This window comes from Rhodococcus sp. 008 (assembly GCF_001682295.1).
In the GTDB taxonomy this organism is placed as follows: domain Bacteria; phylum Actinomycetota; class Actinomycetes; order Mycobacteriales; family Mycobacteriaceae; genus Rhodococcus_F; species Rhodococcus_F qingshengii.
Genome location: NZ_CP012749.1, coordinates 2422786 through 2448350 on the forward strand (window position 1 = coordinate 2422786; position 25565 = coordinate 2448350).

A 25565-nucleotide genomic window follows, 5' to 3' on the forward strand; every position below is an offset into this window, starting at 1 on the left:
ACGTTATCTCCCTGGGACAGTATGCGTGGGAATCACGCGCTCCGCGCAAGGGCTCCCAGCGCGGCCGCGGTCATGGCTGTAACACCTTCGGGTAGGGCCGCGGCGGGATCTGGGGCGAAGCGCGGTGAATGATTCGACGGCGTGCCGGGTGGTATCCGTCCCTCAGCGAGCGCGGCAAGGGCGGTTCCGTCGAAACTTTGAAGTGCCGTTCCGCCGAAATGCCAGAATACGGAGGGGCATTGGGCGGCGGTGCCGAAGATGCCGAAGTCCTCGCTACCCGAAAGTGGTTGTGACAGAGTATGCATTCCCAAGCCGGCCTGTCGCAGGTCGGACATCACCGTGGACGTGGCGTCCGGAGTGTTGACCGTGGCCGGAAAGCCGTTGTACGCATGAACGTCCGGCTGTTCGACGGCGCCTGCCCCGTCAGCTTCTGCGCGAGCGATCCTGCCCACCGATTCGAGCATGTGATCTCGCGACGATGCACTGAAAGTTCGCAGGCTGAGTAGCAGTTCGGCGTCGTCGGCAATGATGTTCGCAGCTGTGCCGGCGTGCAAGGCTCCCACCGTGAGCACAGGTGCTGTCGGGGTTGCCGCTTCATGAGCGACCAGACTTTGAATGCGCAGCGCGAAAGACGCTGCCATCAACAAAGGGTCGATGCATGCGTACGGTGAGGACGCGTGTCCACCACGGCCGTGAAAGACCACTCGTATCGTGTCGGATGCTGCCATCAAGATGTCGGGTTTGCTGACCAACATCCCCGCAGGAGTCGGGCCCACGTGCTGTCCCAGGCAGAGGTCCGGTCGTGGGAAGCGGTCGAAGATTCCGTCGTCGACCATCGCACGAGCGCCGGAGCCGGTCTCCTCGGCAGGCTGGAAGACCGCGACAACAGTCCCGGTGATCGATGTCGGATCCGCGGAAAGTGCGGCGCACGTGGCAAGTAGCGCGGTTACGTGGACATCGTGGCCACACGCATGCATGACTCCATCAGTTCTGGAGGCGTAGGACAGCCCGGTGTCTTCTGCCACCGGCAACGCGTCCATGTCGGCGCGTAGCAGGATCACCGGACCGCTGCTCCCTTCGAGAACACCGACGACACCCGTACCGCCGACCCCGACCGTGACGTCCCAGCCGCCGATTCGCCGAAGTTCCTCGGCAACAATTGCGGCGGTGCGAGTTTCGTCGCCGGACAACTCGGGGTGTGCGTGTAGGTCGCGGTAGAGCTCGAACCAGTGCGGCTCGACGGTTCGCAACCGCGACGGGTCTCCGAACTCGAGATTCGAAAGCAGTTGATTCATGGTTGATCTTCTTTCAGTTGGCGGTTTTCAGTTGCACCAGGTTCAGCATCTTTTCTCGGGTTTGTGGTGCTGCCATGACCGCGACGATCGCCACGACGGGCCCGAGTGCGAGCGATACGAACGCCGCTGACCAGGAGAGATGGTCCACGATGAATCCGAATACAAGCGGTGCGACTATTCCGGCGACCATGCCGCCGAAAATGATCATCGACGAGGCGGCCCCGACCACCGAAGAAGGCAGAGCCCGCAGGGGCAGTGCAAAACACGGCATGAAAGCGAAAGAGGCAGCGGCAGATCCGAGGGTGACGAGAACGACGAACAAGGCCGTGTTGGAGACGAAAGGAATCGAAACGAGCATCACGATGCACGCGAGCATGGACGGCACCACGACGACACGACTGTTGCCAGCCAGCCGATCGGAGATTCGCCCGCCGATGACGGTGGTCACGGCGGCCACCACGGTAGCCGGAATCAGAAGGAGGCTTGCACTCGAGAGGGCGATTCCACGTTCGTCATGGAGGTACGACGGAACCCACGACGACATCCCCCAGATCACGAAGTCGTATCCGAAGAACATCAAGGCGAAGAGCCACATCGCGCGGGAGCGAAGTACGGTGCGCATGTTGTCCCAGGAGGAATCCGGACCGTGAAGACCGTGGTCGTTCTCCGCCGGAAGTGCCGGCGGGAGCCACAACTTGATGCTGACGAGCGATAGTACGCCGAGCGCCGCGACGGCCAGAAACATTCCACGCCAGCCGATCAACGGGAGAAGTGCTGCCGCAACAACGATGGCAAGAAGCGTACCGACGGCGTTGGAACTGTTCATCCATCCTGTGGCAGTGGCACGTTGCTCCGGGATGCTCCGCTCGGCAACGAGCTTTACTGCAGCTGCCGGAAACACTCCCTGCGCGAGACCGAAGAGAAAGCGAACAACCAGAAGCGTCCCGAACGACCAGGCAAGGGCAGTGAGGCCGGTGAAGGCACTCCACGCCACCAACCCGATCAGAGCCATCCGGACTGCGCCGTATCGATCGGCGAGCAGTCCACCAGGCAGTTGGGCCAGCGTGTATGCAATGAAGAACGTGGAGATGATCAATCCACGCTGGGAGTAGTCGAGATCGAACTCCTCACCGAGCAAGGGGAGAGCGAGGTTGATCGCCAGCCGATCTATGTAGTCGATCGCGTACGCGACGAACAGCAACGCGACCGTGACTTTGGTGGAGCGAAGCACTGGGCCTCCAAGTGGTGAACCTGTGAAGTGATTCACACATCTTTGGCAAACAGGCAGGGATCACCGACCAGAATGCAGTAATCCGGCAATACTGGGCCGATGAAGCCGGAATCCGACGCATTTGTCATCGCGGAATCTGATCTGGAGATCATCAATGCACTTCAGCTCAACCCCCGCGCGTCGTGGACGCAGTTGTCGTCAGTGCTCGACATGGATTCGACGACGATCGCCCGCCGGTGGCGTCGCCTCGTTTCGAACGGTCATTCGTGGGTCAACGCGGTCGCAATCGGTCGAACCCACATATTCGGCTATCTCCTGATCAGGACCACACAGGATTCCGTTGCCGACGTGGGGGAGCTGTTACGTCAACTCTCCTGTGCCTATCTGTTGGCCAGGACGGAAGGCGAGTACGAATATTTCGTCGGAGTCGTGGCCGCCGACCACAAGAGTTTGGACGCTTTGGTGTGTGAGCACCTTGCCGCCGATCCTGGAATTCTGTCGATCAGAAGCCGGGTCGGGGTGAAGGTGTACCGGGACGGGTTCAGCTGGGAGCCGGGCGCTCTGGGGCAAGCGGGTCGGGCTCAGCTGGCAACGGCATCGACAAAGGGCGCTGCGGTGCCGGCAGATCCGACAGAGTTCCGCGAGTCCGACGGTGCCCTCTTGGAGGCGCTCGGCCGTGACGGACGTGCCAGCTATGCGCGTCTCGCCGCGATTTGTGGAACGAACGAGACTGCGATTCGACGGCGCTTGGCCCAACTGACTGCGTCGCAACAGTTGATTTTCCGCTGCGATGTCTCGCAACAGGCCGTCGGTTCACCGTTCGAAGTGATCTTCGACGTCGCTGTGGACGGTTCCACCGACGAACTCGGCAATCTTGTGTCGAGTTGGCCGGAGATCAGATTGTTGGTAGCGACCACCGGAACAGCGAACATGTTGATCAGCGTGTGGCTGAGCAGCCTCGCGCAGAGTCTTGTCGTCGAGGATCGCCTCCGTCGAATCGGTAGTGTGCGGATCCTTGATCGACGTGTCTCGTTGTACCCGATGAAGCGATTCGGACAGCTGCTCGGACCAAGCGGAGTGGCGGAAGGTCATGTCCCGGTCGCAATTTGGGGTGCCGGCGACCTTCTTCGCTGAGCGTCAGTCGATCGGCGTCCGATTGTCGTCGACGAGGTGCGTAGCGGAGTCGGTCGCACGGGAGCGCTTCCAGATCATCCGAGCCAGTGCGCCCAGCACGGACACGGCCAGGACAACGCCACCGCCGATGATGCCGGCCGACGAGTCGGGGAAGATGCCCTCGAGCAGCAGCCAGACACCGAAGACGAAGAACAGCACCGCGGCGCCGATCTTGATGAATCCGTCCGGAAGGTGCTTGCCCAGCACCGAGCCGACGATGATGGCGAGAGCGTCGGCCGCCACCATGCCTACCGTCGACCCGATCCAGACGCCGATCCAGTCGTTGTCGGTGGCAAGGGTGATGGTGGCGAGCATGGTCTTGTCGCCGAGTTCTGCCAGGAAGAAGGCCGAGGCGACGGCGATGAAGGCGGATCGCGTGACGCGACCGGCCTTGTTCTGCTCGTCGTCGGTGAGATCGTCACCGCGCAAGGTCCAGAGGCCGAAGATCAGGAAAGCGATACCGCCGACGATGGAAATCGCCGCGGTGGGGAGGGCGACGCCCAGGTAGTGGCCGACGGCGACCGAGACGAGGTGAACAAGGGTGGTGGCGACGGTGATTCCGCCGAGGACGACCCACCAGCGATAGCGCAAGGCAAACGTCATTGCCATCAGTTGCGACTTGTCACCGAGTTCTGCGACGAAAATGACGCCGAAACTCAAAAGTATTGCGGCAAGCAAGATTTACTCCTCCGGTCGGTGTAGGTCGGAGGAAAAATGCGAGCCTCCGGCCTGGGCAGGCGCAGTGGGTGCGCTTGTCCGGCCGAAGGTCTCGCCCACCGAGGCCACAAGACCTTCGGTTCGCCAGGCCGGGTGCTTCGCGATCCGCACCAGGCGGAGCGCGTCGAACCAGTATGTCGACACGGGCGATTGGGGGCTACTCCCCTTCGTTGCTGCCCACGTTAGCGCGCCTGAAACGAATTGGCAAAGCGCACAGCAAGTTTGGGAGTCCGAACTTATCGCTTACCGGGGCCGTCACGAGGCGAGGAGCATGGCCAAAACAGCGGTGTCGGGATCGCTGATCGGATCGATGCCGACACGACTGATCATGGAGACGACTGTGCCGTCCGGCTCAGCCTCGACCCACGCCGCACGATGCTCCAAACCCAGATAGGGAAGGCCTGGCAGCAGTACACACCCCGACGCGCTGCCCTCGCATTCCGGCAGGCTGGGCGTGGTTTCCGACGGTGGGTGCAGCATGATCAGCGCCGGTGGCTGATGGTCGGAGAAACGGCCGGGTGTCAAGGCGAAATCGCCGAGTACCGGACCTTCGGCAACCACCAGACCGACGGTGCCCGGCTGCGGATCTTCGGGAACGTCTTCACGGACCCCGAAGACCGTCGTGGTCGGCAACAAACCTGGCATCGAGGCCACGCGGACAGCCAATGCGAGAAGCTGCGCCCACTCCTGGGTGGTGTCCGGCCAACGACCGGAAATGACGAACCCCTGCAAAGACCCAGCGGCTTGGAACGGAGAAATGCCTATTGCTTCGTTTCTGTTCATTTCTGTTCCTCCCTCGGTGCTGGGGCAAATCTCGGGCAGACGCGCATGCGTCGGTCCGGCACACCTCGTTGGGTAATCGAAATATGCACCCATTCGGTACTGGCACACAAGAGAGGGAGAGTGCCAGCCAGGTTTGCGCTGGTGAGGGCGGTGGTATGCGCAGACATGACTCTGTCGAAGAACCGTTCTCGGCTGGAAGACCTGGCAACGCAGGCGTGGATCTTCGGATATCCCCTGTTGATTGCTGCGGTATCGCGGGATGTCATGACGGCGGTGCCTTCGCCGGTGGCGATGAAAGCCCCGCTCAACCAGTTCGCATACGCGCGTACGACGCCGGATGCGACCTTCACCGATGTCGTCTCACCCAACGCGGACACTCTCTACTCGTCGGGGTGGCTGGACGTCTCGACGGAACCGCAGGTGCTCTCACTGCCGGACTTCGGCACCCGGTACTGGCTGGTCCCCATCCTCGACGCGTGGAGCGACGTGTTCACGGTTCCGGGATCTCGGACAGTCGGGCGGACCGGGGGACCGTACCTGGTGGCCGGGCCGAATTGGAAAGGCAACGTGCCCAAGGGTTTGACGCTGCTGCGGTCTCCGACGGCGATGAACTGGATAGTCGCCCGCTACGCGACGTCGGGGGGAACAGACCTGACAGAAGTGCACAGCCTGCAGGACCGGACGCGACTCACTCCTCTGTCGGAGTGGACGGGTGACCCGCAGGACTACACGCCCGGTGAAATGCCGGTGAACCCTGCCGTCGACACGCGGACGCCGCCGGTGGACCAGGTGGCCGCCATGGACGGCGAGGCATTCTTCACCAGACTCGACGCACTTCTCGACGACAATCCTCCGCGTCCGGAGGACACCGAGATGATGAAACAACTGTCCGACATAGGAATCGGCTCCTCCTTGCCCTGGAGGTCGCGTCCGCAGGAGGTACGTGATGCCCTCGATAGAGCTGCGCGAACCGGTATGGATGTGCTGAGCGAGATCGCCGAAGAGGCCGAGGGCAGTCCGAAGAACGGCTGGACGATGCACCGCGGCTTGGGGCACTACGGAACCCATTACGCTCAGCGGGCTCTGATCGTCTGGCTCGGTTTCGGGGCCAATCTCGACGCTGATGCCGTGTACCCGCATGCCACGACGGACGTCGACGGGAAGCCGCTGACCGGGGCGAAGAAGTACGTCCTGCACTTCGAGAAGGACGAGCTGCCACCGGTCGAGGGCTTCTGGTCGCTCACGATGATGAACGAGCGGCAGTTCTTCGTGGACAACCCGATCGACCGATACGCGATTGGCGATCGAAGCGATCTGGTGTTTGCCGACGACGGTTCCCTCGACATCTATCTCCAGCACGAATCCCCTGGTGGTGAGAAGGAGCGGAACTGGCTGCCGGCTCCGTCCGGCGACTTCAACGTCTTTCTGCGCCTGTACTGGCCGAAGGCTGCAGTGCTGTCGGGATCGTGGACTGCGCCCGGTATTCGAGAAGCAAGTATTCGAGAAGCAGGCTGAAAGTCCCCTCGCTTCGTACCCGAAGAGCACAACTCGGTATCAGCCGCGCGTTTCGATGGGCGGAAAGGTCACAAGAGTCATACGATCTGTCGGTACTGCCCTGTTTGAAGAGCTGTTGAATCGGTCAGAGACACCCGCTTGTTTCGGAGGCTACTGATGGTCACGCAGAATCCGTTCGTGCAGTACGGCAAAGAGATCTGGTGGATGATCCTGATCCGCGGAATCTTCGGCGTGATCTTCGGAATCATCGCGCTCGTGTGGCCGGGAATTACCGTGGTGGCCTTGGTTTTCCTGTTCGGTATCTACTCCATCGCCGACGGTTTGATCACGATAGTTCGCGCCATTCGGGACCGCGAGCATCTGAGCTCGTGGGGTTGGTGGGTGTTCACGGGCGTCGTCTCGGTCGGAGCCGGCATCGTCGCGCTGGTCTGGCCGGGCATCACTGCGCTGGTGCTGCTGTACATAATTGCCTTCTACGCCATCATGTTCGGAATCTTCGGAATTGTCGGCGCCTTCAAGATGAAGGCGCTGCCCGGATCCAGTTGGGGATGGTTGCTCGCCGCATCGGTGCTTGCTGTCATCTTCGGCATCATTCTTCTCATCGCGCCCGGTGAAGGCATCATCAGCCTCATCTGGTTGTTGGGTTGGTACGCAATCCTGTTCGGCCTCTTCATGATCGTGGGAGCATTCCAGATCAGGAGCCGGGCAAAGGAAGCCGGTGTTCTCTAAGAAGGGAAAGCCGGCCGTCGAGGCTCCCACTCCGATCCCCACGCTGTCCGGTAGTGAGAACTGGTCGATCCCGCGCGGTTTGATCGTCCTGCTCGGTATTGCCGCCACCGTGGTCGCCGTCGGCGGAATGAAGGTGTTCGGCGGCATCCTCGGACCGGTATTCCTGGCCCTGGTGCTGACGATTGCCGTTCAGCCCATTCAGGATTGGTCACAGCGCCGAGGGTGGCCCAAGTGGGTCGGGATGTTGGGCTCACTGGTCACCGTGTACTTGATCCTGCTCGGGTTGGCGGCGTCGTTGATCGTGTCGACGGCTCAGTTGGCGACGATCCTGCCGCAGTACTCCGAGGAGATGACCAACCTCCTCAACGAGGGCCGCGACAAGTTGGCCGACTTCGGCGTGAGCACCGAACAGATCCAAAGCACGCTCAGCAGTGTCGATCTCACGAAGGTTGTGGGCGTCCTCGAAAGCGGACTGGAGGGCCTGCTCGGCATCCTGTCGGATCTGGTGTTCATTCTCGCGTTGTTGCTGTTCATGGCCTTCGACGGCATGAGCATCCGCTCGCGGTTGCATGTGTTGTCCGAGCAACGTCCCGAAATCTCCTACGCGCTCTCCACCTTTGCCGCCGGAACTCGCAAATACCTGGTGGTCTCGACGGTCTTCGGTCTCATCGTGGCGGTACTCGACGGTGGCGCGCTGTGGCTCATGGGCATTCAGCTGCCCGTCCTGTGGGCGTTGCTGTCCTTCATCACCAACTACATCCCCAACATCGGGTTCGTCATCGGCGTGATTCCACCGGCGCTCCTGGGACTGTTGCAGGGCGGGCCGTGGCTGATGCTGTGGGTGATCGTCGTCTACTCCGTCATCAACTTCGTGATCCAGTCCATCATCCAACCCAAGTTCGTCGGCGACGCCGTCGGACTGTCGGTGACGATGACGTTCCTCTCACTTGTCTTCTGGTCGTGGGTTCTCGGGGCGCTCGGAGCGCTGCTGGCGATCCCGCTCTCATTGTTGGTGAAGGCCGTCCTGCTCGACATCGACCCAGCCACGCGCTGGGCCGACATCCTGATCAGTGGCCCTCGGGACATGCCGAAGGAGGAACCCGAGGAGTCTGAGAAGCCGGCGACGCCCGCAGGCTAGGGCTCTCAGTGTTTCTACAAGTTGTTGCTTTATCGTCTCGCCCATGAGCGCCGAGAACACCACAGAAAACTCCCATCGCCGGCCGTCACGACTCGGTCGACGGCTGGCAGTCGGTGGTGTGGCCGCGATCGTCGCGGCTGCGGTGGCGGGGATCGGGTTCGTGATCTTCGCGGGCGGTGCCGACACCTCGAACACCGTCGCGATCGTGAACGCCGACGCGGGAACCACGCTCGACGGCAAGGAACTTCGGGCCGGCGACACACTGGTGGACACGTTGGGCAAGAACGAAGACTTCGACTTCCAGGTGGTCGACAACCCCGGCGGGAACTACTTCGCGACGTTGACCGTGCCGGAGGACTTCAGCGAAACCGTCGCGTCGATGTTCGGCATGGATCCACGGCAGGCGAGCGTCGACCTCGAGGTGAAGGGCTCGGATTCGGAGAAGTCGGCCGAGTTGACTCGGGCCGTGTCGGCGCAGGTCGGCGCGGACGGCATCAAGGGCCTGCTGGCTCAGACGTCGGCCGCCAGACGCTCGATCGATCAAAACCTCACCACCGCACAGATTCTGGTCGCCGGAACCAACGAGGCCGGAAAGTCCATCGATCAGGTGAAAGCAGGCGCAGGCACTCTGCTGCCGTACCTCGAGACCGCACGGTCCGGGGCGTTGGAGCTGATGAGCGTCGCGGATCAGGTGTCCGGTGTTGTCGATCAGGCGTCGGGGTCGGCGGAAGAGCTGGCCACGCGCGCGGACTCACTGGGCCTGACGCTTGGGGAGGCGTCGTCCTCGACCGCGGAACTGAAGACACGAATCGACACGCTGCAGACTGCGCTGAACGGCCTTCCGATCCCGCCTGACGTGACAGCGCAACTGGCCGGTGTGAGTTCGGATCTCGGTGCGCTGAATGCGCAATTGGGCACCGTTCCGGCGCTGTTGGGTGGCTCGGTCGGGCCCGATACGGAGCTCGGTGATCTAGTCCGCACCGCTGTCGGGCAGCTGCAAGGCGCGAGCGATCAACTTAGCAGTGCTGCCGGACAATTGAACGACGGCCTCATTCCCATCGCTGATCAGGCGCCGCAGATGCTCGGTGACGTGACCGATCAGATCACCCAGGGATTCACGACGCTGCAAGGAATCGCCAAGTCACTGGTCACGGGCCTCGACGGCGCAAAATCCGGTATTCCCGCGATGACCACCCCGCAGCAGGTTCAGCTGACCTCGGTGCTGTCGGATCCGGTGGCCGTGAATCAGACCACCGCGAGCAGCGGTGACTCCGGAACTCGCACACTGGCATTGGTCTTCGGAGCCACGACGGTCCTGCTCGGTGGTGCTCTGCTGACACGAACGGCGGCGCCCCTGGTGAGGCGCCGCCGTTCGCGAGAAGAGCGTGACTAGACGATCAGACCTGCGGTCTGGGTACGTGCACGGTCGAAGCGAGCCGAAACGTCGTTCCAGTTGACGATGTTCCAGAATGCCTTGACGTAGTCGCCCTTGACGTTCTGGTAGTCGAGGTAGAAAGCGTGCTCCCACATGTCGAGGAGCAGCAGCGGCGTGAGGCCGATGGAGATGTTGCCCTGCTGATCGTAGAGCTGGACGATGATCAGACGCTGTCCGATCGAGTCCCACGCGAGGATGGACCAGCCGGAGCCCTGGATGGCGTTGGCGTTCGCGGAGAAGTGAGCGCGGAAGAGATCGAACGAACCGAAGTTGTCGTCGATCGCTGCGGCGAGTTCACCTTCGGGCTTGTCGCCACCGTCAGCGCTGAGGTTGTTCCAGAAAACGGTGTGGTTGGTGTGGCCACCGAGGTGGAACGCCAGGTTCTTCTCGAGCAGGTTGGCCTGCGCTGCGATGGTGTCGTTCTCACGAGCCTCGGCCAGCTTCTCGAGTGCAGCGTTGGCACCGGCAACGTAAGCCGCGTGGTGCTTGTCGTGATGCAGCTCCATGATCTTGCCCGAGATGTGCGGCTCGAGGGCTGCGTAGTCGTAGGGGAGTTCCGGCAGCGTGTAAACAGACACGAGGGTCCCTTCTTTGCGGGCTGGTGAGCCCTGGTGCTTTAGAGTGCGTCGATCACCGGTCACGGCGTGACGTCACTCGCGTATGTGCAAATCATTCTTCGGGTTTCCACCCAATAACATTCGTACACCGTCCGCAACAGTCCGGCTCAGGTAGTAATCACCAAAGAATAAAGTTTGGGAAACCGAACTTGCCCCGATCTAAGGGTAAGCTAATATGCGCAAATTCGTCGTAAAGGTGAACGGAACCTTAAACTTGCGCGATGCCCGCACCAGTTTTCCTCCCGGAATCACCAGAGGCGGCCGCGCCTCGGGTGAATCTTCCGGGCGCTGACCTGCTGCGAGCCCTGGCGGTTGCCGCCGTGATCTACTCCCACATCTCTTTCTACGTCATCGACGATCTCGGCTCGGGTTGGTGGGTGATCGACGTCGTCTACGGCGTTTTGATCGAGCCTGCCGAACTCAACCAGCACCTCTCTTTTGTCGGCGTCGCAGTATTCATGATGCTTACCGGTGCTCTGGTGACGCGATCCGCGATTCGCGACGGCCCCGGAAAGTTCTTGACCAACCGATTCAGTCGACTGCTGCCCGCATTCTGGGTGGCGACCGCGATTGCCATTCTTCTGGTCCGCCTCGGAATCAACGGAATGTTCAGCGGTCAGGAAGGTATTTCCGATACCGAAGCGTTGATGAGCTTTTTTCTCGGCGGATTCTTTCTCAAGCCCGAGGTGGCAGTTCTGGGAGTGACCTGGACACTCACCGTTCAATTCCTCTTTTATCTCGCATGTGTAGCGGCTCGCCCGATACTGCGGCTGCGACCGATCGTCATGCCGCTCGCCGGTGGTGCGCTGTGCTCGCTGGTGCTGCTCTACAACGTCTACGCGCCGCTGCCGTACACCGTGCCGATGCTGTCCAAGATCGCCGCGACGCTGCCGGCCGTCTTCCTCGGCCAGATCATGTACCTCGCGTGGGCGAAGCTCGCTCCCGGCCGCTGGCTGATCGCGGCCGTCCTCGTCCAGATGCACGTCATCATCGTGGCGACCCAGTTCCGCGTCTACTGGGCCGGTGAGCACTATCTGTGGACCATTTCGGTAGTCGCTGCAGCGGTAGTTCTCATCGGCCGCTACGACGGCGTCCCGACGCGCTGGCCGGTCGTGAAGTGGCTCTCGACGCGTAGTTACGTCATCTATCTCGTGCACACCCTGATCCTGTACCGCGTCGTCGAGAACACTGTTTTGTACGTCGGACCGACGCTGGCGTTTGCGCTCTTCCTTCTGGCCACGGCCGCGGTAGCAGAAATCGGCTACCGGTGGGTGGAGCTGCCCGGCGCCCGCGCGATCACGGCGTGGCGAAACAGTCGCTCGCGCGTAGCATCGAAGCATGAGCTGGTACGACGACATTCTGGGACGAGCGTCCGCAAAATCCACGCTGATCGCGCCTGAGGACGCACTCCCGGGCCGAGAGCAGAAAATGCCGGTTCCGACCGCGCACTACGTCAACGGGCATCCGCTGACGCCGCCGTTTCCGGCCGAACTGCAGACGGTCGTCGTAGGGATGGGTTGTTTCTGGGGCGCCGAGAAGGAGTTCTGGCAGCTTCCCGGCGTGTACACGACCGCTGCGGGTTATGCGGGCGGCTTCACGCCCAACCCGACGTACGAAGAGACGTGCTCCGGACGTACGGGTCACACCGAAGTCGTGCTGGTGGTCTTCGATCCCGCAGTGATCTCCTACGAGCAGATCCTGGCGCACTTCTGGGAGAACCACGATCCGACGCAGGGGATGCGTCAGGGTAACGACCAGGGCTCGCAGTACCGTTCGGCGATCTTCACGACGTCCGCGGAGCAGGAAGAAATCGCTCATGCGTCGGCCGTCGCTTTCGGTGAACGGCTTGCCGAAGCCGGATATGGAGCGATCACCACCGAAATCGGCCCGCTGCGCGACTTCTTCTACGCGGAGGATTACCACCAGCAGTATCTGGCGAAGAATCCCGGCGGTTACTGCCCGGTGCATGCCACGGGCGTCAGTTGCCCGGTCGGATTGCTCCGTCAGGATCAGGTTCCGGCGCAGACGGACATCCTTCCGCCGAGCGAATAACTGGACAGGTGTTGGAGGACACATGTGATTCAGCTCGTTAACACTTGCAACTAGATCGAAACAAAGGGAATCTCGATGTAAGAGTGTGTCGTCGAGAGAACTGAGCTCACAATGTCAGGTAGTACGCGAGGAACTGCGTCGCTGCTCCGACGCACCATTCATGTAGGCCACGATCCGATGGTTCGCCGCAGTGATCGGATCGAAGGGTTCATGTCCTTCGGTCTGATCATTTTCGCGATTCTTCTGCTGCCTCTCGCGGTATGGGCAGGGGCTGCGACTGCTTCGAGCCAGAACGCACTGATCGCCAAACAATCCGCCGAATTACACAGTATTTCGGCGACGACGACAGCAGATTCGACGCAGACCACCGCCTCGACAGCCGATTACATTGCGCCGACCACCGAAATGGCCAGCGCGCAGTGGAACTGGAACGGCCAGGTTCATACGGGTGATGTCACTGTCGACTCGGCGACGCCCGCGGGCACCGAGATCCCCATCTACGTCAATGATCAGGGCGACAAGACCGTAGCTCCGATCACTCAGAGCGCTGCCGACGTCGCAGCCGTGGTGACCGGGGTTTTCACCTGGTTCAGCGTGATGTCGTTGCTGGTCATCGCTTTCATGCTGGTGCGCGTCTTTCTCGACCGTTCCCGCTCGGCCCAGTGGGACCGAGACCTACGCGCGTTCCTCGACGCGAACGCGCTGTAGATCCCGGCCCATTCTTTACTGCAGTTGGGGCATGACCTCGCTTGCGACGAGTTCGAGATGATCCAGATCGGCGAGATCGAGAGTCTGCAGATACACGCGCTGTGAACCGGCGTCGGCGAAAGTGCCGATCTTGTCGACCAGCTCCGAAGGTGTTCCGGCCAGACCGTTCTCACGTAGCTCGTCGACGTCGCGTCCGATAGCCTCGGCGCGCTTCTTGATCTCCGCCTCGTCGCGGCCGCAGCACAGGACGAGAGCGTTGGAGTACACCAATTCGTTCGGATCGCGCTCGTGCTCGACGCAAGCCTGACGAACCCGCGCAAAGATGTCCTTCGTTTCCTCGAGGGACTTGAACGGGATGTTGAACTCGTTTGCGAACCGAGCGGCGAGCGCTGGAGTCTTCTTCTTGCCCGTGCCACCGATCAGGATCGGCGGACCGTCGACCTGGTGCGGTTTGGGAAGCGCGGGAGAGTTCTTGATCTGCACGTGCTTACCGTCGTAGTCGAACGTGTCGCCGACCGTCGTACGCCACAGACCGGTCACGACGTCGAGAGTTTCCTCGAGCAATTCGAAGCGATCCTTGAGCGCCGGAAACGGGATGCCGTACGCCTGGTGCTCTTCCTCGTACCAGCCGGCACCGATGCCGAGGTCTACGCGGCCACCACTCATCTGATCGACCTGTGCGACCGAGATGGCCAGCGGTCCGGCGTGACGGAACGTAGCCGACGTCACCAGAGTGCCGAGGCGGATGGTGGATGTTTCGCGGGCGATTCCGGCGAGCGTGATCCATGCGTCGGTGGGTCCGGGAAGACCGTCGGAATTCATGGCGAGATAGTGGTCCGAGCGGAAAAATGCGCCGTAGCCGAGTCTTTCGGCGGTCTGGGCAACAGTCAGTAGTTGTTCGTAGGTAGCGCCCTGCTGGGGTTCGGTGAATATACGCAGCTCCATGACTTCCACTCTGCCACTATTTTGTGGAGGTCGGGACGACGGCACCGACTTGTCCGGCGCCGAAACACAGGGTCGGTCCCGGCGTTGTCGGCGTGATCTTCACACTGTTTCCGTGGCCGACCAGGCGCACGAACACCGAGTGCAAACCTTGGGTGACGGGTACGGATACTGCGTCGCCGGACTCCAACGCAACATCGATCGTTCCGTCGGCGCTGGCGAGGTAATTGAGCTGAACCGTCCATTCCCAGCCGGCCAGGGGGCCGTCGAGGGGGAGCTCGGTCGGGCCTTCGGCACGGATGCCGCAGTTCGGTGCCGTTCCTTCGGGAATCCTTCTCGTCCAGGTCACTTCGGCATCGACGATCTGACCGCTGTCGTCGATGGTGCGCAGAATCGGAGTGCTGGAAGAGAATTCGGGGCGATCAGGCAGCGGCGCGAGAACGTTGCTTGCCAAATTGTTCGGAAAGGCGACGGGAAGGAGCACTTGGATCGCGACGGGTTGCTCGAGCAGTGGAGCGTCCTGATTCTGTGACAACGACATTCGCGCGTTCGCGAGGTAGTCGCGGGTCGGGTTCTCGCGCCAGATGTCGACGAACGTGACGGTCGAGACGAGCGAACTGATCACGAAGAGCACTGACAGGCCGGCGGCGACTGCGACGGGCACACGGGCCGGACGTCGCCGAGGCGCAGCGAGAATCAAAGCGGCGGCGAGGGCGAACACCGTCGCCGAATCCGTGAAGTAACGCAAGGTCTGCGCCAACTCGTACGTGGTGTCGGCGTCGGATCGGGTTGCGGTCATCGCCACCACGGAGGCCAGGAAGTACAGCGCCGCGGCAGCCCAGATCCAGGCAGCGCCGCGTCGGGCACGCACTGTCATCACGGCCGTCGTCAGCAGCGCGACCCAGGCTGCGACCACCAAAAGCGTCGGCGGATCGGCCCAGGCGGGGCTGGGGATCCACCGCTCCCAGCGCCAGGGGCCGCCGAGAAGAGTGGGAAGCATCCCCAAAGACGTTCCGTGATGCAGCAGTTCGGTGGACATCGAACGGCCGTATCCGGTGATCGGAGATTCGACAGTTGTCAGATACACCGGAATCCAGATCGCGAGCACGGCGGCGCAGGCCGTCCACAGGAGTCGGCACTTCGTGACCGCACTTCGTATCGGCGTTCCTTCACCTTGTGTGCGCAAGTACAGCACCAGAAAAGCGAGTGCGACGAACGGAACGAGCACTGCTTTCTCGAAGAACAGCAAGGAGACGACAAAAACCGCGGTGCCCGAGAACACGTAGCGCACCTGCCCGGTGCGGTACAGCTTGATCGCGTCGCCGCATGCCCAGGCCAGCGCGATCTGGAGCGGCAATGCATTGAGCGCGGCTGCCCACCACGAGAACGCCGGAAGTGTCAGCGGGACGAACAGATACAGGATCAACGGAATCAACAGTGCCGGTCGCCGGCCGAGGACCAACCGAAGAGTGCGCAGAAGCGCCAACGACGCGGCGGCCTGACCGACGACGAGCAGTGCCGCCGACAGCGCCCAGTTGTACGGCGCGAAACGGGCGATCAACCCGGTGAAGAAGAAGGCCGCGGGCATGAAGTGACCGTCGTGGTCGTAGAGCAGGAGTTCGCTCGAGAAGAGTGGGAAGCGTCCTCCGCGGCCCATCAGGATGAGGTCGTCCCAGTAGAAGTAATTGCTCGCGGCAACCCAGACGCGAATGACGAGCTGACATCCGATCAACACGAACGCGAGCTGCGTGACCCGTCTCGGGGTGAACGTCAGAGTTGGCTCGGGCTGTGGAGAAGTCATCGACGGTCATGCTTCCAGGTGTGTCAAAAACCGACTTCTCATAAAAAGGGGATACCGGTCTTTTCTGTCTTTTCGGGAGCAATTTCTGAATGGATTGTGAACTTTGCCGGGATAAATGACGTCGACGCCCGAAAGTTCACTGACCTGCGGTGTCAAATTCATCCTCGAGCCTGTGCATCGTTCGCTAACACCTGTCAGCAAATTCTCAGGGTCTTGCCCGTGACCTGTGGATAAAGCCCGATTCATTCATCCAGAACTGTGGATGAACCTGTGGAAACTGTGGATAACTCGAGTTTTTAAGTGGCGGAGGTCACATTATTCGAACAATGCAGGTGAACGCGGTGGAGGTTCGATCACAAATCGGGAGTGAATCCATTTGCTGCCGTTACCGATACGGCGTGACAGAATCGAAGTTGTGAGTGTCGTTCAGGTCTGCGCCCGGTGCGCCGCACGCTGGCCTGTCGTCGGCGGCCCGACGCAGTGGTGCCCGCGCTGCAGCGGCGTCCTGCTGATCCCCACCCGCACCGAGATCTACCAACCGCCCAACCGCCGTGGCTTCCGCTGGATCGCGCGCTCCCCGTCCGACCCCCGCGGCGTGGGGGACGCACCAGTGCGTCGTAGCTTCTCCACTCCGCGCTACGACGCTGTCCCGCAGTGGGGACTCCAGGACGTCGTCGACAACTCACCGGTGCCGCCCTCGCGAGCGGACCGGATCGCCGACCGAGTCGGGCCGTTGCTGACGCTCGCAACGATCCTCTACGGACTGGCAGTGTTCGCCGAACTGGGCAGATACGCGATCCTGGTCCGCAACCGCACCAGGCTGATCCCGCAGCCGCTGCTCACGGTCTCCGACGCCGCCGTGTACTTCACTCAGTTGGGTGGACTGCTGATCTCGGTCTTCGCGGCAATCGCCGCTGTGTGCTGGCTGCTTCGTCGGCGTCGTGAACACTTCGCAAGTGCCCGGGAATCCGATCCACGCACAGCGTCGGAAGTTGTCGTCGGCTGCGCTGTGCCGATCCTCAACCTGGTGATGCCGGCCGTTTATCTCTTCGAGTTGGTCCGCCGCGATCCGCGCGGAACCCTGTTGGTCAAGATCTGGTGGGGCTTCTGGGCATTCAGCGCTCTGCTGCTGGTGGTCAACGCGTACTGGCGATCACGCCCGGGGATTCAGGCAATGGCCGACGGGGTTCTGCTGAACGCTTTCATCGCACTGATCGCTGCCGTCACCGCGGCGTTGACACTCGTCGTGATCCGCCGGATCGAGCGCAAGAGCTGGCGCGGTGAACCGGAATCGGAAACCCGGTGGGTGCCAGTGCCGCGCTCGGTGCTGGAAGAGAAGACGGTGCTGGAAGAGAAGACGGTGCTGGAACAGAAAGAGACCGCTGCCCTGTGAGCCCAGATCGTCGAGGTCCACTCGTCGTTGCGCACCGAGGTGCGTCGGCTGCGCGGCCGGAGCACACCCTCGCCGCCTACGAACTGGCCCTCGCGGAGGGTGCCGACGGGCTCGAATGCGACGTCCGGCTCACCCGTGACGGGCACCTGGTCTGTGTTCACGACCGCAAGGTCGACCGCACCTCCAGCGGGACGGGGATCGTCAGCGAGATGACGCTCGATTCGCTGAACGCTCTGGACTACGGGTCGACGAGCGAACCGGCCGAACTGCTGACTCTCTCCGACCTCATCACCCTCGCTCTGGATTTTGCGCGCCCGGTGAAGCTGTTCATCGAGACCAAGCACCCCGTGCGATTCGGCGGATTGGTCGAAGCCAAACTCCTGGCGGAACTGCACCGCTTCGGGATCGCGTCGCCGCCGTCGGCCGATCACTCGCGGGCTGTCGTCATGTCTTTCTCGGCGAGTGCGGTGTGGCGAGTGCGTCGTTCGGCACCGCTGCTGCCGACGGTCCTGCTCGGTGACGCGTCGCGGTACCTCGGCGGCGGTGCGTCGACGGCTGTGGGCGCTACGGCGATCGGGCCGTCGATCAAGGCGCTGCGCGAACATCCCGATCTGGTCGATCGGGCCGCCGCTGCGGGTCGCGCGACGTACTGCTGGACCGTCGACGACAAGGCGGATGTGGACCTGTGTCGTGAGCTCGGGGTCAGTTGGGTTGCCACCAACCATCCCGGGCGCACGAAGCAATGGCTGGGCAGCGTGTAGATTTTGCCCTCGTGGCCAAGAAGAGCAAAAGAAACAGTGGACCGAAGCAGGGCAGCGCACGCGCAGAGAAGCTGGCGGCACGCCAAGCAGAGCGTGAAGCCGCTGCCGGCGTAGTCAGCCGCCCGTTCGAGGGCCTTGCCGCCGAGTGCGATCTGGTCGCGCTGCGCGAATTCGTTCCGTCCGCCACGGCTCCGCTGCCGGTCATCGGCTCCGACCGACCCGTCACGTTGGCGACGGTCCTCCCCGGCGCGGTTGCCGCACTCGTCCGCGACGAGGGCGAGACGGCCACAGGATTTGTCGGTGTCCAGGTTCAGGCGCACTCGGCCGACCTCGGCGCAGACCTCGCCGCTTCGGTGAACTGGATCAAGGACGCGGCCCCCGGCGATGCGCTTTCTGCCGCGAACCCCGATTCCGAGACCCCCGCAGTCACCGCTGTCGTCGATCCCGCGGCGTTGCTCGACATCACCGTGCACCAGAACTTCAACTGGTGGATCCCCGAGGGCGTCGAAACCGATCCCGAGGTTGCCGCCACCGTGCAGCACGCCAACTCGGCGATCATGCCCTCTGCACGGCTCGAAGGCGACGGCCTCGTTGCCGCGTGGTGGGTCGACGCCGGCGAGAAGGCGCACCTGCGTTGGGTTCGTCCCGAGAGCGAAGACGACCTGATGCTCGCGCTGGCGCGCGTGCACGCGACCGGTGGACTGCATCTGGGTGAGGGCTCGCGCTACGCAGGCTCGTTCCGCACCCACGGCCTGTTGGTTCCCGTCTTCGACCTCGACCGCGAAAAGCATGCAAACGAGTGGGTAGCGGCAACCGTCGAGCTCGGTGAGCGTCTTGCCGAGGCTCTGGCCGTCGATGCTCCGCTGACCTCGGCCGAGCTTCGCTCGCGCGACGGACTTCGTGGTCGTCAGGTCACGCTGCGCTGATTTTTTCGCCCGAACTATAGGCGTTACGCAAAGTTACGGTTAATGTTGGTGACATGACCTTGTCGCATGACATCTCCGGTAGTGGTCCCACGCTTGTGCTCGTCCATGGCATCGTCCATCGACGGCAGGCGTGGGATTCGCTTTTGGACCAGCTGACGCCGTACCGCCGCGTCGTCACCGTCGACCTGCCGGGTCACGGAGAGTCGCTGCTGCCCGAACTCGGTCCGGACGTCATGGGACAGCTGATCGACGATGTCAGTGAGTTCGTCAAGGAAGTGACGCCGGCGGGGGAGCGTGCCCACGTCGCGGGAAACTCCCTCGGCGGCTGGATTGCCCTCTCGCTGGCAGCGCGCGGCGATGTCGCGTCGGCGACAGCTCTTTCGCCGGCCGGGTTCTTTGTCAATCATCTCGATCAGGTGCGAGCGATCAACACGTTCCGTGCACTGCGCGGCACGGCCAAGCTCATGGGTGACGGATTGCCACGCGCATTGCGGTACAAGCTGATTCGCTATCCGGCGCTCGCCGCGTTCTTCGCTCATCCGAGTCATGTCGGTTATGCGGCGGCGTTGGCCGACTGCCGTTCGCTCGTGTCGAACGAACTCGTCGATCTCGGTCTCGAGATGGACTTCGTGCTGTCGCCCATCGTGGATCCCACTGTGCCGGTGACGGTTGCGTGGGGTCGACGCGATCTCATCCTGCCCGTGTATCAGGCGCAGCGCGTGAAAAAGCCGTTCCCGCAGGCAAAGTTGATGGTTCTGCCCGGCCTTGGGCACGTACCGATGACAGATGCCCCCGAGCTGATCAGTTCGATCCTGCTGGCAGGAAGCGAACCGTTCGGCTCGAGGGCAAAATCCGTGAGTGCTGCAGGCTAGATGGTTCCGCCGGCTGCGCTCGGTGCACCGGTGGTGTCACCGACGGTGCTCATCTCGCGGGACACGAAGTCTTCGAGGTCGAACAGGTTGGCGCCTGCGCGGTCCGCGATGGTGAGAAGTGTTGTCATGCTTGCAACTTCCTCGACCTGCTCCTTGAGGAACCACTGCATGAACTGCTCGCCGAGGTAGTCGCCTTCTTCGCGGGCAGTGCTCGCGAGCTGGACGATTTGCTCGGTGACCGTCTTCTCCTGCGTCAGCGCGAGAGCGATGGGCTCACGGGCATCCTTGAAGTCGGCCTTCGCGGCGTCGACGCCGGTGAGTTCGACGTTGATGTCGCGATCGAGGAAATACTGAACGATCATCATGGCGTGGTTACGCTCTTCCACAGCCTGCTTGTAGAAGTGCTTTGCCAGCTGTGGCAGGTCCGCATTGTCGAAGTAAACCGCTGTCGCGATGTACTGATGCGAAGCGTTGAACTCGTTGCGAATCTGGTCTCGGAGTAGTGCGTGGAATTTGGTCATGTGAGTCTCCCCAGAAGTCATGAATTCCAAGATAGTGCAGGTCAGAGGCCCTGTCATCCCAGTATGACCTTATTGTGGTAAGCGTTCCCAAACTAAAGAAGACCTAATTTTTCTTCGAATTCGGTGAGGTTATCGAGCCTGGTGAATTCGAATGTTTCATTTTGGAATGTCCATTTCACCAGGCGAGTTCCGCGCATTTACCGTCGCTTCCCTGTTGTTCCACCTGTACGGTGGCGTGCCCCAGTTCGAATTCCTCGGCAAGCAAGGTTCGGGTTGCTGCGAGCACCGTTGTGGGATCGGCGTCACTGACCGCGGTGACGTGAACGGAAGCAACTTCCATCCCCGAGGTGAGTGTCCAGACGTGCAGATCGTGCGCGTCGACGACTCCCGGCAGAGCGTTGATCTTCTCGATGATCGAGGTGACGTCGATGCGGTCGGGAGCCTGCTGGAGGAGGATGCGAACGGCGTGGCGGCCCAGGTTGAAGGCACGTGGCAAGACGAAGAGGCCGATCGCGACGCCGATGACGGGGTCGGCGTAGCGCCAACCGAACGCGAGCGTGACCAAGCCGCTGACCAGGACGCCGATGGACCCGACCATGTCCGCCATGACTTCGAGGTAGGCGCCGCGGATGTTGATGCTTTCCTTCGCGCCGCTGCGCAGCATGAGGAAGGCGATGACGTTCATCGCCAGACCGACGACGGCGACTGTCGCGACGGGAAGGCCGGGAACCTCGGGCGGATCCGTGAAGCGGCTGGCGGCCTCGTAAAGCACCCACCCGGCGACTGCGAAGAGCAGGATCGCATTGGCCAGTGCCGCAAACACTTCCGTGCGGTACATGCCGAAAGTACGGTCGGGGCGCCGGGCGGCACGCTGTCCGACGAGGATCGCGGCGAGCGCCATGAAGATGCCGAAGATGTCTGTGAACACGTGCGCCGAGTCCGAGAGCAGGGCCAGTGACGAGGTCAAGAGGCCGACCGTCACCTGCAGCACGAAGGTCACCAACCCGAGGCCGGCGGCGATCCACAGTTTGTTGACATGCTTGCCGCTGTTGCTGGTCGCAGCCTCGGCGGGGGAGATTCCGTGCCCGTGTCCGTGTGACATCGAAGGTCCTTTCGTCGACGCCAGCCTAGACACATATGCATATATGCGCAATAGTGCATGTCTTAAAAACTATGCAACATAGTTGTAAGGTGGCGGCGTAGACCTTCATTTGTCATCGACGCGAGGACCGAGAAGTGGGAAGACATCGAAAATCCGAGCCGATCAGACCCGGCGGGCGCATGGCCGCGGTTTCCGTGGCGACGGGTGCAATCCTCGCGTCCGGCACTTCCATCGGGCACGCGTCGCCGCCGCCGATTGCAGTCGAGGATGCATCTGCGGTGTCGGCGCCGGAGATCCTCGACCTTGTCCGGCCGACGGATCTTGCTGGAATAGCCGAACAACTCGGCAAGACGCGACAACTCGAATCCGAGCGAGCGGCGCTGGCGTTCGAGGCCGAAAAGCCACAGGTGATGGCCCCCGTCAGCGGGACGATGACGTCCAACTTCGGTCCACGGTGGGGAACCACCCACTACGGCCTCGACATCGCGAACGCGATCGGAACGCCCATCGTGTCGGCGACCGACGGTGTTGTGCTCGAATCCGGTCCCGCCGCGGGATTCGGGCTCTGGGTCCGCATCCAGCAGGACGACGGGACCGTCGGCGTCTACGGACACATCAACGAGGCGCTCGTGGTTGCGGGTCAGAAGGTGCGGGCGGGTGAGTTGATCGCGACCGTGGGCAATCGTGGACAATCGACAGGACCACACCTGCACTACGAGGTGTGGCAATCTGACGGACAGAAGACCGATCCGCTCGCGTACCTGAATTCCCGGGGCGTGTCGTTCGGGGAGAAGACCACGGGCGACTGAAGTTCTGTCACGACGCGATGGAGGAGCAATGCAGGGGCTTGGCGGACTCGAAGCCGAGGTCATGGATGTGCTCTGGCAGTCCGACGACGCGCTCTCGGTCAAGGATCTGGTCGAGACCCTGGGTGAGCGTCGACAACTTGCGTACACCACCATCCTGACCGTCGTGACGCATCTCTACGACAAGGGCTGGGTGAGTCGTGAGAAGAAGAGTCGCGCCTACTTCTATCGGCCGAGTCGCAGCCGTGAAGAGGCCACATCCAGAGCACTGCGCGAATTGTTGGACAGCAGTTCCGATTCCGCTGCCGTGCTGTTGCACTTCGCCAAGACCATGACAGATGCCGAGAACGAGGCCCTGCGCCGGGGTCTTTCCGGGGAAGGTGTGCAATGACATTGGCGTTGCCGATGTTTCTCGGTGCGATGCTCGTGGGATTCCTGGTTCCGAGAGTGTTGCGAGCCGTTTCCTCGGCGTTGTCACCGGCGGTGCTGCTCGCGGCGTGGCTCGGCAGCATGGCGTCGGCTTTGTATCTCGCTCTCTCCGCGGTCTTGGTTCTGGTGTGGCCGAGCCACGCGCCGGTCGAGGGGCTGGTCGACGGTATCGCTCGGTGTTTCAGCGCCTTCGCGCACGGCACGAGTTCATGGGTGGGTGAACTGATCACCGGCACAGCCGTTGCTGTGGTGGGTGTGATCGCCGTTCGGATCGTGCTGGCCGGCCGCAAGCAGGCACGTGAGCACGCGAGGGTCCGAGATTTCCATCGTGATGTTCTCTCGATCGTCGCGCGCCGCGACAACTCGGAGTCCGACGTGTTGTGGTTGGATCATCCGCTGCCTATGGCGTACAGCGTCGCCGGAAAGCCTGGATTTGTTGTTGCGACGCAAGGCTTGTCATCCGCTCTCAGTGGAGGCGAGCGGGATGCTGTCCTCGCGCACGAGCGTGCACACCTGAGCGGCGGTCATCACCGAATTGTCGGTGCGTGCGAAGTCTTGGCCGCTGTTCTTCCGCGAGTGCCGTTGTTCGCGGCGGCACCCGCTGCCGTCGGCGCGATCGTCGAACTGTCGGCGGACAGACACGCCGCTCGCGTCACCAGCCCGGCTGCGGTGCGTTCCGCCCTTGCCGTGGTGTCGAAATCGCCGCTTCCTCAGCCGGACTGGAGCTTGAGCGATCGCGGCAGCGCGACCGCGGTGCGATTGAGTTCCCTGGTCGACGGCGACGTGGCGTCGCCTCGGCGACTGACCTGCGCGGTGGCGGCCTGTGTGCCGGCCGCTGTCACGACGGCCGTTGCCGCAGCCGTGACGGTGGCCGTCTCCGCGGGGATCTGCGCTGTTCTGACCTGATCATTCTCCCAAGGCCGAATCGATCTGGGCTTTCAACTGCTCGTAGCTCGGCATCTGGTCCAGCTTCACGTCGTTGAGGAACAGCGTCGGAGTACCTTGGACGCCGAGGCGTCGGCCTTCTTCGAAGTCGCGCTCGACCCGCTCGCGGACGCCGCGGCTGCCGAGGTCGGATTCGAATCGGGCCATGTCAAGTCCGAGATCTTGTGCGTAGGAACGGAACAGCGCCTCCTGTGATTCGGCGGATTCACCCCATTGCGACTGCGTCTCGTACATTCGCTTGTACATCTCGACGAATTTGCCCTGGCGAGATGCGGATTCGACGACCTGCGCCGCGAGAGTGCTGTTGGTGTGACTCGGAATCGGAAAGTATCTGATGCCGAACGTGATTCGATCCTCGTACTCCGCTCTGATCCGCTCCATCGTCGGGTACAGTGCGAGGCAGGCTTCGCATTCGAAGTCGAGGAATTCGACCAGGTTCACCTTGCCATCGGCGGCCGAGGTCAATCGGTACGCGTCGTCGGTGAGGACGGCGGTGGATTGTGCTGCCCGATCGGCGTTCTCGTTGTCTGCCCGAATCGGATCGACGGTGATGAACGTGATCAGTGCTACCGCGAACACCGCGATCAGGGCGGCGGATATCTTCATGCTTCTGGACACTGCTGTGCACCCGTACCTTCCGTCGAATTCCTAAATACTATCCAACATAGTAGTTAGGTGTAGAGTCGACGGTACCCGCATGGAGACGAAGGAGGACCCGCCGGTGAAGCGTTCGTGAATGACACGCCGCCGCCGTCGATCGGGCAGATGCTGGAGTGGGATACCTCATCCCTCCCGCTTCTTCCTGCCCTGGGAGTTGTTCTTGCACTCTGGTATTGGACTGGCGCTCAGCGAGTTCGCGCGAGTGGGCGACCATGGCCGTGGTATCGGACAGCGTGTTTCCTCGGTGGGTGCCTGCTGCTGATCGCGGTAACCGGACTGAAGGTCGAGAGCTACGGCTACGAACTCTTCAGCGTCTGGATGTTCCAACACCTGACGCTCTCGATGGCGATCCCGCCGCTCTGGGTACTGGGCTCGCCGGGACTGCTGCTACTACGTTCGACGCCGCACCGAGGAATAGGAAAAGGCATTCTCGCGCTTGCCCTCTCGGCATTGCGTAGCCCACCGGCGCGGTGGATGCTGCACCCCGGGTTCACGATCCCGGTATTTCTGTTCAGCTACTACGGGATCTACCTGTCGCCGATCTTCGACACCGTCTCGGCGTTACCGGCTGGACACGTCTTTCTCGAAATCTTCTTTCTCGCCAGCGGTCTGCTCTTCATCATGCCGGTGCTCGCCACCGGCCCACTGCCGGTGCGACAGAGCTACCTCGGCCGGTGTTTCGACCTGTTCGTGGAGATGCCGCTGCACGTGTTCATCGGCGTCGTACTCATGATGGCGACAAAGCCGCTGCTGACCACGTTCGTGGATCCGCCTCCCGAGTGGGGCGTGGACGTGATGCAGGATCAGCAGCTGGCGGGCGCCCTCGCGTGGTCGTACGGAGAGCCCGTCGCGCTGGTGGTGGTCGTGATCTTCGCGATGCGCTGGAACCGCGACGACAAACGGATGAATGCCGACCTGGACCGCCGCGCCGAGATCGACGGCGACAGTGATCTGGAGGCGTACAACAATTTCCTCAGATCACTGAACGCCGCCGAGCGGCCTGAGACTCGGTAG

Annotated in this window: 26 protein-coding genes; 16 read left to right on the top strand and 10 right to left on the bottom strand. The window is 62.2% G+C overall.

Annotation, left to right across the window (positions count from 1 at the left end):
• Positions 1–32: 32 nt before the first annotated feature.
• Entirely contained in the window at positions 33–1295 is a 1263-nt protein-coding gene (locus AOT96_RS11355; RefSeq protein WP_030535849.1) for an amidohydrolase, read from the bottom strand.
• Positions 1296–1308: 13 nt separating this feature from the next.
• Entirely contained in the window at positions 1309–2526 is a 1218-nt protein-coding gene (locus AOT96_RS11360) for an MFS transporter (RefSeq protein WP_065351760.1), read from the bottom strand.
• Positions 2527–2625: 99 nt separating this feature from the next.
• Here AOT96_RS11360 and AOT96_RS11365 point away from each other — a divergent pair, with 99 nt between their 5' ends.
• Positions 2626–3660 (top strand): Lrp/AsnC family transcriptional regulator, encoded by a 1035-nt coding sequence (locus AOT96_RS11365; RefSeq protein WP_054781284.1) that lies wholly within the window; start codon positions 2626–2628, stop codon positions 3658–3660.
• A 3-nt stretch (positions 3661–3663) separates the two neighbouring features.
• Here the strand turns inward: AOT96_RS11365 and AOT96_RS11370 are convergent, their stop codons facing one another.
• Both AOT96_RS11370 and AOT96_RS11380 read right to left on the bottom strand, forming a co-directional pair.
• Positions 3664–4377, bottom strand: coding sequence for a TMEM165/GDT1 family protein (locus AOT96_RS11370; RefSeq protein ID WP_058227350.1), 714 nt, complete (start codon positions 4375–4377; stop codon positions 3664–3666).
• A gap of 294 nt (positions 4378–4671) precedes the next feature.
• Positions 4672–5199, bottom strand: a complete 528-nt coding sequence (locus AOT96_RS11380; RefSeq protein ID WP_003944138.1) for a hypothetical protein — start codon at positions 5197–5199, stop codon at positions 4672–4674.
• 165 nt (positions 5200–5364) lie between these two features.
• On the opposite strand from AOT96_RS11380, the gene AOT96_RS11385 reads away from it, so the two are divergent.
• From AOT96_RS11385 to AOT96_RS11400, 4 genes are all read left to right on the top strand, one after another.
• Positions 5365–6714, top strand: a complete 1350-nt coding sequence (locus AOT96_RS11385; protein WP_042453224.1) for a DUF1254 domain-containing protein — start codon at positions 5365–5367, stop codon at positions 6712–6714.
• Between the two features lie 156 nt (positions 6715–6870).
• Complete coding sequence (locus AOT96_RS11390) at positions 6871–7443, top strand: HdeD family acid-resistance protein (protein ID WP_003944155.1); 573 nt, start codon at positions 6871–6873, stop codon at positions 7441–7443.
• Complete coding sequence (locus tag AOT96_RS11395) at positions 7433–8581, top strand: AI-2E family transporter (RefSeq protein WP_042453218.1); 1149 nt, start codon at positions 7433–7435, stop codon at positions 8579–8581. Before AOT96_RS11390 ends, AOT96_RS11395 begins: the two co-directional genes overlap by 11 nt.
• A gap of 43 nt (positions 8582–8624) precedes the next feature.
• Positions 8625–9974 carry a hypothetical protein gene (locus tag AOT96_RS11400; RefSeq protein WP_065351761.1) on the top strand — a complete coding sequence of 450 codons (1350 nt, stop codon included), beginning with the start codon at positions 8625–8627 and terminating at the stop codon, positions 9972–9974.
• On the opposite strand, the gene AOT96_RS11405 is transcribed toward AOT96_RS11400, so the two are convergent.
• Positions 9971–10594: a superoxide dismutase gene (locus tag AOT96_RS11405; protein ID WP_003944189.1), complete on the bottom strand. Its 624-nt coding sequence runs from the start codon at positions 10592–10594 to the stop codon at positions 9971–9973. The two genes, AOT96_RS11400 and AOT96_RS11405, sit on opposite strands and share 4 nt — an antisense overlap.
• Before the next feature lie 260 nt (positions 10595–10854).
• On the opposite strand from AOT96_RS11405, the gene AOT96_RS11410 reads away from it, so the two are divergent.
• The 3 genes from AOT96_RS11410 to AOT96_RS11420 all read left to right on the top strand — a co-directional run bounded on the left by AOT96_RS11410 (position 10855) and on the right by AOT96_RS11420 (position 13393).
• Positions 10855–12033 carry an acyltransferase family protein gene (locus AOT96_RS11410; protein ID WP_047272742.1) on the top strand — a complete coding sequence of 393 codons (1179 nt, stop codon included), beginning with the start codon at positions 10855–10857 and terminating at the stop codon, positions 12031–12033.
• Positions 11972–12685, top strand: a complete 714-nt coding sequence (msrA, locus tag AOT96_RS11415) for a peptide-methionine (S)-S-oxide reductase MsrA (RefSeq protein ID WP_020905733.1) — start codon at positions 11972–11974, stop codon at positions 12683–12685. Before AOT96_RS11410 ends, msrA begins: the two co-directional genes overlap by 62 nt.
• A 111-nt stretch (positions 12686–12796) precedes the next feature.
• Positions 12797–13393: an Rv1733c family protein gene (locus AOT96_RS11420; protein ID WP_231917433.1), complete on the top strand. Its 597-nt coding sequence runs from the start codon at positions 12797–12799 to the stop codon at positions 13391–13393.
• A 15-nt stretch (positions 13394–13408) separates the two neighbouring features.
• Here the strand turns inward: AOT96_RS11420 and AOT96_RS11425 are convergent, their stop codons facing one another.
• A complete protein-coding gene (locus tag AOT96_RS11425) occupies positions 13409–14338 on the bottom strand; it encodes an LLM class F420-dependent oxidoreductase (protein ID WP_065352825.1) in 930 nt (309 codons plus the stop codon).
• 16 nt (positions 14339–14354) lie between these two features.
• A complete protein-coding gene (locus tag AOT96_RS11430; RefSeq protein ID WP_065351763.1) occupies positions 14355–16136 on the bottom strand; it encodes a hypothetical protein in 1782 nt (593 codons plus the stop codon).
• A gap of 415 nt (positions 16137–16551) precedes the next feature.
• On the opposite strand from AOT96_RS11430, the gene AOT96_RS11435 reads away from it, so the two are divergent.
• The 4 genes from AOT96_RS11435 to AOT96_RS11450 are packed head-to-tail and all read left to right on the top strand — an operon-like array spanning position 16552 to position 20088.
• Positions 16552–17529 (top strand): DUF4328 domain-containing protein, encoded by a 978-nt coding sequence (locus AOT96_RS11435; RefSeq protein WP_083197616.1) that lies wholly within the window; start codon positions 16552–16554, stop codon positions 17527–17529.
• Complete coding sequence (locus AOT96_RS11440) at positions 17526–18290, top strand: glycerophosphodiester phosphodiesterase (protein ID WP_064442952.1); 765 nt, start codon at positions 17526–17528, stop codon at positions 18288–18290. The genes AOT96_RS11435 and AOT96_RS11440 overlap by 4 nt, the downstream gene beginning before the upstream one ends.
• A gap of 11 nt (positions 18291–18301) precedes the next feature.
• Entirely contained in the window at positions 18302–19216 is a 915-nt protein-coding gene (locus AOT96_RS11445; RefSeq protein WP_065352826.1) for a DUF5926 family protein, read from the top strand.
• Positions 19217–19269: 53 nt separating this feature from the next.
• Complete coding sequence (locus AOT96_RS11450; RefSeq protein WP_065351764.1) at positions 19270–20088, top strand: alpha/beta fold hydrolase; 819 nt, start codon at positions 19270–19272, stop codon at positions 20086–20088.
• Here AOT96_RS11450 and AOT96_RS11455 read toward each other — a convergent pair.
• Both AOT96_RS11455 and AOT96_RS11460 read right to left on the bottom strand, forming a co-directional pair.
• Positions 20085–20630 carry a ferritin gene (locus AOT96_RS11455; RefSeq protein WP_030535839.1) on the bottom strand — a complete coding sequence of 182 codons (546 nt, stop codon included), beginning with the start codon at positions 20628–20630 and terminating at the stop codon, positions 20085–20087. The two genes, AOT96_RS11450 and AOT96_RS11455, sit on opposite strands and share 4 nt — an antisense overlap.
• A gap of 154 nt (positions 20631–20784) precedes the next feature.
• A complete protein-coding gene (locus tag AOT96_RS11460) occupies positions 20785–21711 on the bottom strand; it encodes a cation diffusion facilitator family transporter (RefSeq protein ID WP_065351765.1) in 927 nt (308 codons plus the stop codon).
• Between the two features lie 179 nt (positions 21712–21890).
• On the opposite strand from AOT96_RS11460, the gene AOT96_RS11465 reads away from it, so the two are divergent.
• From AOT96_RS11465 to AOT96_RS11475, 3 genes are read left to right on the top strand one after another with little or no spacing between them, the layout of a single operon-like run.
• Positions 21891–22520: a M23 family metallopeptidase gene (locus AOT96_RS11465; protein ID WP_042453198.1), complete on the top strand. Its 630-nt coding sequence runs from the start codon at positions 21891–21893 to the stop codon at positions 22518–22520.
• Positions 22521–22548: 28 nt separating this feature from the next.
• Entirely contained in the window at positions 22549–22908 is a 360-nt protein-coding gene (locus tag AOT96_RS11470) for a BlaI/MecI/CopY family transcriptional regulator (RefSeq protein WP_003944179.1), read from the top strand.
• Positions 22905–23852: a M56 family metallopeptidase gene (locus AOT96_RS11475; RefSeq protein WP_007736002.1), complete on the top strand. Its 948-nt coding sequence runs from the start codon at positions 22905–22907 to the stop codon at positions 23850–23852. Before AOT96_RS11470 ends, AOT96_RS11475 begins: the two co-directional genes overlap by 4 nt.
• On the opposite strand, the gene AOT96_RS11480 is transcribed toward AOT96_RS11475, so the two are convergent.
• Positions 23853–24497: a DsbA family protein gene (locus tag AOT96_RS11480; protein WP_030535837.1), complete on the bottom strand. Its 645-nt coding sequence runs from the start codon at positions 24495–24497 to the stop codon at positions 23853–23855.
• 126 nt (positions 24498–24623) lie between these two features.
• Here AOT96_RS11480 and AOT96_RS11485 point away from each other — a divergent pair, with 126 nt between their 5' ends.
• Positions 24624–25565 carry a cytochrome c oxidase assembly protein gene (locus tag AOT96_RS11485; protein WP_064113812.1) on the top strand — a complete coding sequence of 314 codons (942 nt, stop codon included), beginning with the start codon at positions 24624–24626 and terminating at the stop codon, positions 25563–25565.